Genomic DNA, 11,700 nt, shown 5'->3' with positions numbered 1-11,700 from the left:
CGCGAGAAGCCCCCACCCACCCGCACCCGACGACGCACCCCTCGGGGTCGAAGGGGCAGCGCCCCTGGGGCTGGGACGGGTAGGGGCGGCGGGGGCGAGGAGGAACGGGCCCGAGGCCCCGCGCGCCGAAGGCCGCGCGGCACCGCTGCTCAGGACTGCGCCAGCCACTCCCTCAGCTCCTCCGTCAACGAACGCTGAAAGGTCGTCAACAGCGCCTGTACGACCAGCGGTTGCATATGTGCCGAGAGAGACTTCACCGCCTGCGGATCGCGTTCCGCCACCGCGTCCCGGAAGAGCCGCGACAGCTCGTGCGCCGCCGCGCGCGAGTGCTCGATCAGTACGGTCCGTGCGGCGAGGATCGACTCCTCGGACAGGGGTACGTCGAGCAGCTCCACCCCGAGCCGCAGCAGCCCGGGGTCCACCCGGAGACCTTCGCCGTCCCGCTCGACCACGCCCATCGCGACGAGCCGCTCCACATCCTCCTCGCCCAGGGGCCGGCCCGCCCGCCGGTCGAGCTCCTCCCGCGTGACCGTCTCCACCGCGTCCGGCGCCCAGGAGGCCACCACCGCCCGCTGGAGCGCGAGGTCGCGCGGGGTGAGGTCCGGCGGCAGCTGTCGCAGATACCGCTCGATGGCCGCGAGGGTCATGCCCTGCCGCTGCAACTCCTCGATCAGCGCGAGCCGAGCGAGATGATCCCGCCCGTAGTGACCGACCCGGCGTGGACCGATCACCGGCGGTGGCAGCAGCCCCCGGGTGCTGTAGAAGCGGACCGTTCGCACCGTGACCCCCGCCCGCGCGGCCAACTCGTCGACGGTGAGAACGATCTCTCCCGTGCCCTCCCCGGAGCCGGTGCCGGTGCTCTCTCCGGTGTCGGTGGTCATACATAGCAGTATCGCTGTCTCACCAGTGCTGTGAAACCTCGGGCGACGGCGATCGATGTCAGTGCCGCCCCGTACGGTGGCGTCATGTCGGGGATCGCATACGTCCGGGGGGACGCCACCGTGCCGCTGGGCAAGGGCGTCAAGGTCATCGCCCATGTCAGCAACGACCTGGGCGGCTGGGGCAAGGGCTTCGTGCTCGCCCTGTCCCGCCGCTGGCCGCAGCCGGAGGCCGCCTACCGCGCCTGGCACCGTGACCGCGCGAACAACGACTTCGGACTCGGCGCCGCCCAGTTCGTGCAGGTCGGCCCCTACACCTGGGTCGCCAACCTGATAGGCCAGCGCGGCACCCGCACCGGCAGCAAGGGCGTACCCGTCCGCTACGAGGCCATCGACACGGCTCTCGGCCTGCTCGCCGACAAGGCCCTGGAGCTGGACGCCTCGGTGCACATGCCCCGCATCGGCTGCGGCCTCGCGGGCGGGAAGTGGTCCCGCGTGGAGCCCCTGATCACCGACCGACTGGTCCAGCGTGGGATATCGGTGACGGTGTACGACCACGGGGACTGATCCCGGGCCGAAGCACGGTACCTCGCGTGTGTGAGCGGGTAAGGCACCGGTATGGATCTTCTCCCGATGGACATCGGCCCGTTGAACCCCGTCGTCGGGGAACTCGTCGTCGCGTCGGTGCTGTTCGCGCTCGTGTTCCTCTTTTTCGCCAGGCTGCTGCCCAGGCTCCAGCGTGTCCTGGACGAACGGGAGGCCGCGACCAGGGGAGTTGAGGCGCAGGCCGAAGCCCTACGGGAGGAGGCCCTGATCAAGCGGGCCGAGGTGGCGGCGGCCCTGGCCGACGCCCGCCACGAGGCCGCCCGCATCCGCCAGCGCGCCTTCGAGGAGGGCACGGCCCTGATCGCCGAGGCCCGCGCCGACGGCCACCGCGAGTACACCACCCTCCTCACCGAGGGCCACGCCCACCTCACCGCCGACCGCACCACAGCCGAGGCCGAACTCCGCGTCCACGTCGCAGAGCTGGCCTCGAACCTGGCAAGCAAAATCATCGGCGAACCCATCGAAGCGAAGGTCCACCCGCGCCCCTGAAGGCCGCAGGTCTTCCAGGGGCGCGGGGAACTGCGCGACAAGCCACGACGAACCCGCAGCCAAGAGCCGGAATCAACCGCCCGAGCTCTAGTCGTCGGTGAACGGTTCCGCGCGAGTCTGTGCGGAGCCTATCCAGACCCTGTGGACCCGGTCGTGTCCATGGCCGTCACTGTCACACGATCGCCCTTCGGCCGACACGAGTGACCCGGCCCCACGCTCCTTTCAAGCCACACCGTGGCCGAAGCCCCGCGAGCCCCAAAAGGGCCTCTTTTGCGCGGGACTTGACCGCAGTACCGTCCGCGCATGCCGATACCTGCGCGACGCATGCGCTTCACGACCTGGAGATCGCTCGCGACGGCGGCCACGGCCGCCGCCCTCACGGCCACGTTCCTCACCCCGGCGGTCGCCGGCACCCCGACCCCCCGGAAGAGCGAACCGGTCTACTCGTACGACAACGCCATCCGTGAGGCCGTCTGGGTGGACACCGGGCTCGACGGCGACCGCGACGGGAAGACGGACCGTGTCGCCGTCGACATCGTCCGCCCGAGTGAACCCGATCGACGAGGCCGCAAGATCCCCGTGATCATGGACGCCAGCCCGTACTACTCCTGCTGTGGACGCGGCAACGAGGGACAGCGCAAGACGTACGACGCGAACGGGAACGTCGTCCAGATGCCGCTGTTCTACGACAACTACTTCGTGCCCCGCGGCTACGCCTTCGTCGCCGTCGACCTCGCCGGAACCAACCGCTCCGACGGCTGTGTGGACGTCGGCGGCCGCTCCGACATCCAGTCCGCCAAGGCGGTCATCGACTGGCTGGGCGGCCGCGGCAAGGCGTACAGCACGCGCACCGGCACCACGAAGGTCAAGGCCGGCTGGACCAACGGCAGGACCGGCATGATCGGCAAGAGCTACGACGGCACCGTCGCCAACGGTGTGGCCGCCACCGGCGTCGAGGGCCTGGAGACCATCGTCCCGATCGGCGCGATCTCCTCCTGGTACGACTACTACTTCGCCAAGGGCGCCCCGCTCTACGACTCCGGCCCCGAGTGGCTCTCCGACTACGTGGAGAGCCCCGACGCCCGCGCCAAGTGCGGTGCCGTCCAGCAGGAACTCGTCGACGGGGCACCCCGCACCGGCGACCGGACCCCGCTGTGGACCGAACGCGACTACGTCAAGGACGTCCGGAAGATCGACGCCAGCGTCTTCGTCATCCACGGCCAGCAGGACCTCAACGTCCGCCCCAAGCACTTCGGCCAGTGGTGGGACGCCCTCGCGAAGCACGGTGTCGAGCGCAAGATCTGGCTCTCCCAGGTCGGTCACGTCGACCCGTTCGACTTCCGCCGCGCGGAGTGGGTCGACACCCTGCACCGCTGGTTCGACCACGAACTCCTCGGCTACGACAACGGCGTCGACGACGAGCCCATGGCCGACATCGAACGTCACCCGAACCAGTGGGAGACGTCCAAGATCTGGCCGCCACGCGCCACGAAGGCCACGACCCTCCGCCCGGCCGAGGGCAACGAGCCGGGCGTCGGCACCCTCGGCCTCCGCAAGCGGACCGGCACCGAGACCTTCACCGACAACCCGACACTGAACGAGACCGACTGGGCCGCGTACGTCGACAGGTCCACCCCCGACAAGGCGGGCTTCGTCACTCCGCCGCTCACCAAGGACCTGCGGCTGTCCGGTTCCTCCAAGGTGACCGTCACCGCCACACCCACCACCTCCACCGCCCACCTCTCGGCGGTCCTCGTGGACCTCGGCCCGGACACCATCCGCGACTACTCCACGGCCGGCGACGGCATCAGCACCCTCACCGAGCGCAGCTGCTGGGGCCCGAGCACCACCGGCGACAGCTCCTGCTTCCGCGAGACCCAGGCCAAGACGGCCGACGTCGGCTACACGATCTTCAGCCGTGGCTGGGCCGACCTCGGCAACCACTCCTCCGGCACCGGAGCCTCGCTCACACCCGGCACCCCGTACACGATCACGCTCGACCTGCACGCGAGCGACCACGTGGTCCCGGCGGGCCATCGCCTCGCGCTGATCATCGCGGGCACCGACGAGGACCTCATCGACCCGCCGTCGAGCACGCCCACCCTGACCATCGACCTCAAGCGCACCTCCGCGAAGGTCCCGCTGGTCGGCGGTGCCACAGCCTTCGAGAAGGCGACCTCGGGGACCATCGGCACCCCGGAGGAGTCCGTCCTCGACGGCGTACGCGACCCGAGCCGGGCCGCCCGCGTCCCTGGCGGTGCCGCATGAGGGCCCGTATCGCGGCGCTGATCGCCGCCGCGCTCGCCGCACCCCTGCTGTCGACGCCCGCGTACGCGACGGACACCACCCCGCCGCGCACCGGGTTCGAGCAGTCGGGCGGCGCCCGCTGGACCAGCCAGCCCGAGGAGCAGGAGTTCCTCGCCGCCGTCGACAGGGCGAGTTCCCGCGTGTCGATCACCCGTATCGGCACGACCGAGCAGGACCGCCCGCTCCAGCTCGTCCGCATCGGCACCCGTCCCACCTCGCGCACGGTCCTGCTCATCTGCAGCCAGCACGGCGACGAGCCCTCGGGCCGCGACGCCTGCCTCACCACCATCCGCGACCTCGCCTACGCCAAGGACAAGCGGACCGAACGGTTGCTGATGACCACGACCCTGCTCGTCGTGCCCACCGCCAACCCCGACGGCCGGGCCGCCGACACCCGGGGCAACAGCGACGGCGTCGACATCAACCGCGACCACCTCGCCCTCCAGACGGCCGAGGCGCGGGCGCTCGCCGCCGTCATGCGCGACCGCACACCCGACGTCGTCTACGACCTGCACGAATACGGCGCCACACCCCAGTACTACGACAAGGACCTCTTCGACCTCTGGCCGCGCAACCTCAACACCGACGCGGCCGTCCACACCGAGGCCCGCAACCTGTCCCTGAACTACGTACGCCCGGCCGCCGGGGCCGCCGGCTACTCGACCGGCACGTACGGCATCTGGACCGACCCGGTCACCGGCGACCCGATCCGCCAGGTCGCGGGCGACGGCCAGGAACGCATCCTGCGGAACATGTCCGGAATCAAGCATTCCGTCGGACTGCTGATCGAGAGCCGCGTGGAACCGCTGCCGGTCGGCACCACGGAACCGGCCAACAACCTGCGCCGGGTGAACTCCCAACTCGCCGCCCTGAAAGGCCTGTTCGGCTTCGCCGGTGAACGCGGCCGACAGGTCGACAGGGTGACCGGCGCGGCCCGTCTCACCGGCCTCCGCGACACCGGCCCGGTCTACGTAGGCGGTGCCGACAACGACCCCGCCGACCCCGCCGAGGTGATCCAGGACCCGCCCTGCGGTTACCGGCTCACCGCACAACAGTACGAGGAGTTCGCGGACGAGCTGGCACTGCACGGCGTGCGTGTACGGTCCGGGAGCGACGGTGACGGCGTACTCGTACCGCTGCGCCAGCAACTGCGCGCGCTCGTCCCGCTGCTGCTCGACGAGCGGGCGCCGTACCGCCTGACGGTGGGGGTGCCTGAAACCGCCTGTTGAACAAGAAAGCATCGATGTCACATGTGGTAGGGGTTCCTGGGCAGGAGAAGGTCAGTTCCAGCCACTCGCGGAAAGGTTCCACCTGTGACGCACGATCATCGCACCACCCACCACGGGGGAGGCGCGCTTCCAGGTTCGGAGGCGGGTCTCCCCGGCGGCGGGCGGCCCCGGACGGACCGCGTCGTGTTCGGCGTGACGGCGGCACTCACCCTGGCCTTCGTCCTCTGGGGTGCCATCTGGACCGACTCGCTCGAGACCGCCTCCAGCAAGATGCTGAGCGGCCTGATCCACAACGGCGGCTGGGCCTTCATGCTGGCCGCCTCCTGTTTCGTCGTCTTCGCCCTGTGGCTCGCGGTCAGCCGCTACGGCCGCATCCACCTCGGGGTCGAGGGCGAGAAGCCCGAGTTCCGCACGGTGTCCTGGGTCGCGATGATGTTCAGCGCCGGCATGGGCATCGGCCTGATGTTCTACGGCGTCAGCGAGCCCCTCGCCCACTACACCTCGCCCCCGCCGGGCACGAACCCCGCGGGTTCCGGCGAGCGCATGGAAACGGCGATGGCGACCACGCTGTTCCACTGGACGCTGCACCCCTGGGCGATCTACGCGGTGGTCGGCCTCGCCATCGCCTACAGCACGTTCCGCAAGCAGCGCCGTCAGACCATCAGCGCCGTCTTCACCCCGCTGATCGGCGAGAAACACGCGAACGGCACCGGCGGCCGGGTCATCGACATCCTCGCGATCGTCGCCACGATCTTCGGCTCGGCGGCCTCCCTCGGCCTCGGCGCCCTCCAGATCGGCTCCGGTTTCACGGAGCTGGGCTGGATGAACAAGGTCAGCACCGGCCTGCTCGTCGGCATCATCGCGGTTCTGACCCTGGCCTTCGTCGCCTCCGCCGTGTCCGGTGTGGAGAAGGGCATCCAGTGGCTGTCCAACACGAACATGGTGCTGGCCCTGGTGCTGGCGGTCTTCGTCTTCGTCGCCGGTCCGACCATCCTGATCCTCGACCTCCTGCCCACCTCGGCCTTCTCCTACCTCGGCGACCTGGCCCAGCTCGCGGGCCGCACCGAGGCGTCCGGCGGCGAGGGCGTGGCCGACTGGCTCGGCAGCTGGACCGTCTTCTACTGGGCGTGGTGGATCTCCTGGACGCCCTTCGTCGGCATGTTCATCGCCCGGATCAGCCGCGGCCGTACCATCCGCCAGTTCATCGGCGGCGTCATCCTCGTCCCCAGCTCGGTCAGCCTCGTCTGGTTCGCGGTCTTCGGCGGTACGGCGATGAAGCTCCAGGAGCAGGGCCGGATCGGTGAGGAGTCCACGCCGGAGGGCCAACTCTTCGCCGTGCTCCACGAGTTCCCCATCGCCACGGTCTCCAGCCTGCTCGTGATGATCCTCGTCGGCATCTTCTTCGTCTCCGGCGCCGACGCCGCGTCCATCGTCATGGGCACGCTCTCCCAGCGCGGTGCCCACGAACCCGGCCGCTTCGTCGTCGTCTTCTGGGGTGTCGTCACCGGAGCCGTCGCCGCGATCATGCTCCTGGTCGGCAGCGGCCAGGGCGACGCCCTCACGGGCCTGCAGAACCTCACGATCCTGGCCGCCGCGCCGTTCGTCCTGGTCATGATCGGCATGTGTATCGCCCTGATACGCGACCTGCGCCGGGACCACGTGATCGTCCGCGAGGAGATGGCCTCCGAGGCGGTCGAGCTCGCCGTCATCGAGGGCCACAAGCGCTACGACGGCGAGTTCGAGATCAGGGTCGGGCCGGGCCAGGGAACGGAGATCGAGGGGGACCCGATCGGCCATCGCGCGGAGTGAGGACTCGACGGGGGTGGGGTGCAGCGCCCCTCAAGGGGCGCGGGCTGCGTTGATTTGCGGCTCCGCCGCGCGGGCGCGACCAGCCCCCACGGCCCGCAGCCGACCGACAGCCCGTCCTTTCACAGCCGCGCTCAAACGGTGGCCAGCCGCGCAGCGACCCGCGCGCACCCCCACGCCACCGTGACCCCGGCCCCACCGTGCCCGTAGTTGTGCACCAACACTCGCCCGCCCGGCAGGGGTTCCCGCTCCAGACGCACCGCCGGGCGCGCGGGCCGCAGCCCCACCCGGTGCTCGATGATCCGCGCCCCCTCGATCTCGGGCCGAACCACCGCACACCGCTTCACGATCTCCTCCGCGATCACCGGATCCGGCGTCAACGACCACGCGTCCTCCTCCGCCGTACCACCCAGGATCAGCCCACCCGGCTGTGGGATGAAGTACGTGCTCTCGGAACCGGAGTGATCCACCGAGGTGAGCCAGGTGGTGATCCCCGGGTTCTCCACGACGACCAACTGCCCCCGCACCGGGCGTACGGAAGGGTCCGGCACCAGGTCACGAGCGCCCAGCCCCGTGCAGTTGACGACGACGCGGGCGTCGACCGCCGCGAGGTCGGTGACCGTACGTTCCTCCACCACTCCACCCGCCGCGACGAACCGCTCGCGCAGCCACCGCAGATGGGCCGGCATGTCGATCAGCGGCAGCCGTGCCCACAGCCCGACGCCCGGGTACTCCTCGGCCGTCGTCACCCGCAGCCCCGCCACCCGCGAGGCCCACGCACCGAGCCCGTCCAGTGCGGTCCCGCCGTGTACGCCCTCGACCATGCGTACGCCTGTCTCGTCCGGCCGCGCCGCCAACTCCTCGTAGACGGCCAGGGTGACGAGCGCCCACTCGCCGACGAGTTCCTCCGGCTCGATCCGGTAGGGCCACCACAGTCCGCCCGCGACGGCGGACGTCGTCCGCTCTGCGGGCTCCCGGGCCCAGATCCGAACCCGTCTGCCGCTCTCCGCCAGAACGGCTGCCGTCGTGAGACCGGCGACTCCGCCACCGACCACGATCACATCACTGTTCGATTCACTGGTCACGCAGGGACGTTAACGGAATATGTCATGCAGTGCTCACAAGTCTGCCTTTGTGGGGATACTCACACCATGTCTGCCGAGTACGCGACCTTCGGCCTGGCACCGGCGATGCGAGCCGGTGGCGTCCTCGCCAACGGTGACTACCAGGTGCACCGGGACTTCGTGGACTTCATCGTCGACGGCCGCCCGCTGCTGTTCCAGCTCTCCGACCTCGACGCCGTCTCCCCACTCGCCTCCGACGTCCCGCCCTCGATCTTCACCGCCCAGGTGCGCAGCCTGCTCCTGGAAGCCGAAGCACCACTGACGCGCGGCCGTTATGTCATCTACGGCTGCCCCGAATGCGCCGACCTCGCCTGCGGAGCCGTGACCGCGGTGATAGAGCGGGTCGGCGAGGACTACGTGTGGCGGGACTTCGCCTGGCAGACGGAGGAGGAGGCCGACCTCAAGCTGAACGGTTACACGGGCATCGGTCCTTTCCGTTTCCAGGGCCCCGAGTACCGCAGCGCACTGCAGTCCCTGTTGCGCGAATCCGCCGCCGAGCCGGCGGCCCGCCGCCGGGTCCTCCTCATCGGTGCCCGTGTCGCCGTCCTCGCCAAACTCGCCGCCGCCCTGCGTGCCATCGGAATCGGCGCCGACATAGCTCACGACGCCACCGGCGTGCCCGCCGAGGAACTGCGGACCTACGGTGCCGTGGCCTTCGGACGAGCCGTCGGCGAGGCGGACCGCGGCGCCGTACGGCTGGCCTTCGACCGCGCGGGAGTCCAGGTCGCGTACGTCGACGGGCTCGCCCCGATCATCCCGCTCCTCGTCGCCCAGATCGAACACGCCCTCGACCGCAGCCCGACGGAACAGCGCCGCCTCACCCGTCTCGTCGCCGCCGGAGGGCAGGCCGGCATCGAGATCACCTCCACCTGCCGGGTGGAGCTGACCGCCTACCGCCTCGACCGGCTGTACCGCCCACACACCTACCGGTTCTTCGACGGGATCCTCCCGGCGGGCCGGCACCGCATCGGGCTGGACCCGAAGTCCGTGAAGGGAGAATCGTTCATCGTGGCCCGCACCTCGGGAACGGTGCTGGTGGAGCCGATGGGGCGGTGAGGGGGGTGAGGTCGTGTGGCCATCGGCGGATGCCCCGCTGTGGACCGGAGCGGGGGCGCGCCTCGGCCCTCCGGGCGACAGCCGACCGGCGAGGCTGAAGGCCGGCCGCACGGTGTGACGGTCTGCCTCGCGGACGGAGGACGCAGACCCGCCGGGTGGGCGCAGACCCGCCGGGTGGGCGTAGACCCGCCGGGTGGGCGTAGACCCGCCGGGTGGGCGTAGACCCGCCGGGTGGGCGTAGACCCGCCGGGTGGGCGTAGACCCGCCGGGTGGGCGCAGACCCGCCGGGTGGGCGCAGACCCGCCAGGTGGGCGCAGACCCGCCAGGTAAATGCGGCCCCGACCGGCGGACATGGGTCCCGAACCCGATGCCGCTGGGAGGAGTCGCCCCCCTGTCGTTAGGATCGCCCCCTGTGACCGCCACCCTCGTCGTCAAGAACCTCGCCGCCGGCCACGGCGACCGCTCGCTCTTCTCCGGGCTCGACCTCGTCGTCGCCCCCGGTGATGTGATCGGGCTGGTCGGTGCCAATGGCGCGGGCAAGTCCACGCTGCTCCGGCTGCTCGCCGGCCTGCTCCCACCGGAAGAGGGTGAGCTGCGGCTGTCCCCGCCCACGGCGACCGTCGGCCACCTGCCGCAGGAGCCGGAGCGCCGGGAGGGCGAGACCGTACGGGGGTTCCTCGCCCGGCGCACGGGTGTGGCGGAGGCCCAGCGGGTGATGGACGAGGCCACGCAGGCGCTCGTGGACGGCGCGCCGGGCGCCGACGACGCGTACTCGGTGAGCCTGGAGCGCTGGCTCGACCTGGGCGGCGCCGACCTCGACGAGCGGGCGGAAGAGGTCGCCGACTCCCTCGGCCTCGGCGTCGACCTGGACCAGCCGATGACCGGCCTCTCCGGCGGCCAGGCCGCCCGCGCCGGACTCGCCTCCCTCCTCCTCTCCCGCTACGACGTCTTCCTCCTCGACGAGCCCACCAACGACCTCGACCTGGACGGACTGGAACGGCTCGAACGCTTCGTCTCCGGCCTGCGCGCGGGCACGGTGGTCGTCAGCCACGACCGCGAGTTCCTCACCCGCACGGTCACCAAGGTCCTCGAACTCGATCTCGCCCAGAACCAGATCAATCTCTACGGCGGCGGATACGAGGCCTATCTGGACGAGCGCGATACCGCCCGTCGGCACGCCCGCGACGACTTCGAGGAGTACGCGGACAAGAAGGCCGCCCTCCAGGACCGCGCCCAGATGCAGCGCTCGTGGATGGACAAGGGCGTCAAGAACGCGCGGCGCAAGGCGAACAACGACAACGACAAGATCGGCCGCAAGTTCCGCAGCGAGGCGAGCGAGAAGCAGGCGGCGAAGGCCCGGCAGACCCAGCGCATGATCGAACGGCTCGATGTCGTCGAGGAGCCGCGCAAGGAGTGGGAGCTGCGGATGGAGATCGGGGCCGCACCGCGCTCCGGTGCCGTGGTCGCCACGATGCGGGACGCGGAGGTGCGGCGGGGCGACTTCGCCTTCGGGCCGGTGTCCCTGCAGATCGACTGGGCCGACCGCGTCGCCATCACGGGTGCGAACGGCGCCGGCAAGTCGACCCTCCTCGGGGCGCTGCTCGGCCGGATCCCGCTGGACACGGGACACGCGGCCCTCGGTTCAGGCGTCCTCGTCGGCGAGGTCGACCAGGCCCGCAAGCTGTTCCACGGCCCGGAGTCCCTCCTCGACGCCTTCGCCACGGCCGTCCCCGACACGGAACCCGCCGAAGTCCGCACCCTCCTCGCCAAGTTCGGCCTCAAGTCCACCCACGTCCTACGCCCGGCGGTGACCCTCTCCCCGGGCGAACGCACCCGAGCGGCCCTCGCGCTCCTCCAGGGCCGAGGCGTCAACCTCCTGGTCCTCGACGAGCCCACGAACCACCTGGACCTCCCAGCCATCGAGCAACTCGAAAACGCCCTGGACGCCTACGAGGGCACGCTCCTCCTGGTGACCCACGACCGCCGGATGCTGGACGCGGTACGGGTGACGAGGCGCTTCGCGGTGGAGGCGGGCAAGCTGACGGAGAGCTGAGGGCGTCGTCTCGGCTGCGGGTGGGTGGGGGTGCGTGCGCAGTTCCCCGCGCCCCTGAGACTGAGGGCCTACGGCCCTCGCGGGCCGAAGAAGCACGGGGCGCGGCCCCTGCTTTTTCAGGGGCGCGGGGAACTGCGCGACCAGCCCCCACC

The 11,700-nt window shown here is 70.8% G+C and carries 9 protein-coding genes; 7 read left to right on the top strand and 2 right to left on the bottom strand.

Annotation, left to right across the window (positions count from 1 at the left end; translation table 11 throughout):
• Positions 1 to 149: 149 nt before the first annotated feature.
• Positions 150 to 881, bottom strand: coding sequence for a MerR family transcriptional regulator (locus tag ACFU53_RS42240; protein WP_384005090.1), 732 nt, complete (start codon positions 879 to 881; stop codon positions 150 to 152).
• Between the two features lie 84 nt (positions 882 to 965).
• Between ACFU53_RS42240 and ACFU53_RS42235 the strand changes: the two genes are divergently transcribed.
• The 5 genes from ACFU53_RS42235 (at position 966) to ACFU53_RS42215 (ending at position 7,318) form a co-directional block, all read left to right on the top strand.
• Complete coding sequence (locus ACFU53_RS42235) at positions 966 to 1,445, top strand: macro domain-containing protein (protein WP_384005089.1); 480 nt, start codon at positions 966 to 968, stop codon at positions 1,443 to 1,445.
• Positions 1,446 to 1,496: 51 nt separating this feature from the next.
• The gene (locus ACFU53_RS42230) at positions 1,497 to 1,973 is read left to right on the top strand and encodes a hypothetical protein (RefSeq protein WP_384005088.1); all 477 of its coding nucleotides are present in this window, start codon (positions 1,497 to 1,499) and stop codon (positions 1,971 to 1,973) included.
• Between the two features lie 303 nt (positions 1,974 to 2,276).
• Positions 2,277 to 4,241 (top strand): Xaa-Pro dipeptidyl-peptidase, encoded by a 1,965-nt coding sequence (locus tag ACFU53_RS42225; protein ID WP_384005087.1) that lies wholly within the window; start codon positions 2,277 to 2,279, stop codon positions 4,239 to 4,241.
• Positions 4,238 to 5,509: a M14 family metallocarboxypeptidase gene (locus tag ACFU53_RS42220; RefSeq protein WP_384005086.1), complete on the top strand. Its 1,272-nt coding sequence runs from the start codon at positions 4,238 to 4,240 to the stop codon at positions 5,507 to 5,509. The genes ACFU53_RS42225 and ACFU53_RS42220 overlap by 4 nt, the downstream gene beginning before the upstream one ends.
• An 84-nt stretch (positions 5,510 to 5,593) precedes the next feature.
• Positions 5,594 to 7,318 carry a BCCT family transporter gene (locus ACFU53_RS42215; RefSeq protein ID WP_384005085.1) on the top strand — a complete coding sequence of 575 codons (1,725 nt, stop codon included), beginning with the start codon at positions 5,594 to 5,596 and terminating at the stop codon, positions 7,316 to 7,318.
• Between the two features lie 131 nt (positions 7,319 to 7,449).
• On the opposite strand, the gene ACFU53_RS42210 is transcribed toward ACFU53_RS42215, so the two are convergent.
• Positions 7,450 to 8,400: an FAD-dependent oxidoreductase gene (locus ACFU53_RS42210; RefSeq protein ID WP_384005084.1), complete on the bottom strand. Its 951-nt coding sequence runs from the start codon at positions 8,398 to 8,400 to the stop codon at positions 7,450 to 7,452.
• A gap of 66 nt (positions 8,401 to 8,466) precedes the next feature.
• On the opposite strand from ACFU53_RS42210, the gene ACFU53_RS42205 reads away from it, so the two are divergent.
• Together ACFU53_RS42205 and ACFU53_RS42200 are read left to right on the top strand one after the other, a co-directional pair.
• On the top strand, positions 8,467 to 9,495 hold the full coding sequence (locus ACFU53_RS42205) for an oxidoreductase (RefSeq protein WP_384005083.1): 1,029 nt from the start codon (positions 8,467 to 8,469) through the stop codon (positions 9,493 to 9,495).
• A 412-nt stretch (positions 9,496 to 9,907) separates the two neighbouring features.
• On the top strand, positions 9,908 to 11,548 hold the full coding sequence (locus tag ACFU53_RS42200) for an ABC-F family ATP-binding cassette domain-containing protein (RefSeq protein ID WP_384005082.1): 1,641 nt from the start codon (positions 9,908 to 9,910) through the stop codon (positions 11,546 to 11,548).
• Positions 11,549 to 11,700: the final 152 nt, after the last annotated feature.

The sequence above is a fragment of the Streptomyces sp. NPDC057474 genome (assembly GCF_042802555.1).
Lineage (GTDB): Bacteria > Actinomycetota > Actinomycetes > Streptomycetales > Streptomycetaceae > Streptomyces.
The sequence above is the reverse complement of the archived record's forward strand: the minus strand, read 5'-3'. Positions and strand labels throughout refer to the sequence as shown.

What these genes read in the sequence shown, in the direction of transcription:
- ACFU53_RS42240 (WP_384005090.1), bottom strand. Translation starts at nt 881, where the DNA reads ATGACCACCGACACCGGAGAGAGCACCGGCACCGGCTCCGGGGAGGGC.
- ACFU53_RS42235 (WP_384005089.1), top strand. Translation starts at nt 966, where the DNA reads ATGTCGGGGATCGCATACGTCCGGGGGGACGCCACCGTGCCGCTGGGC.
- ACFU53_RS42230 (WP_384005088.1), top strand. Translation starts at nt 1,497, where the DNA reads ATGGATCTTCTCCCGATGGACATCGGCCCGTTGAACCCCGTCGTCGGG.
- ACFU53_RS42205 (WP_384005083.1), top strand. Translation starts at nt 8,467, where the DNA reads ATGTCTGCCGAGTACGCGACCTTCGGCCTGGCACCGGCGATGCGAGCC.
- ACFU53_RS42220 (WP_384005086.1), top strand. Translation starts at nt 4,238, where the DNA reads ATGAGGGCCCGTATCGCGGCGCTGATCGCCGCCGCGCTCGCCGCACCC.
- ACFU53_RS42225 (WP_384005087.1), top strand. Translation starts at nt 2,277, where the DNA reads ATGCCGATACCTGCGCGACGCATGCGCTTCACGACCTGGAGATCGCTC.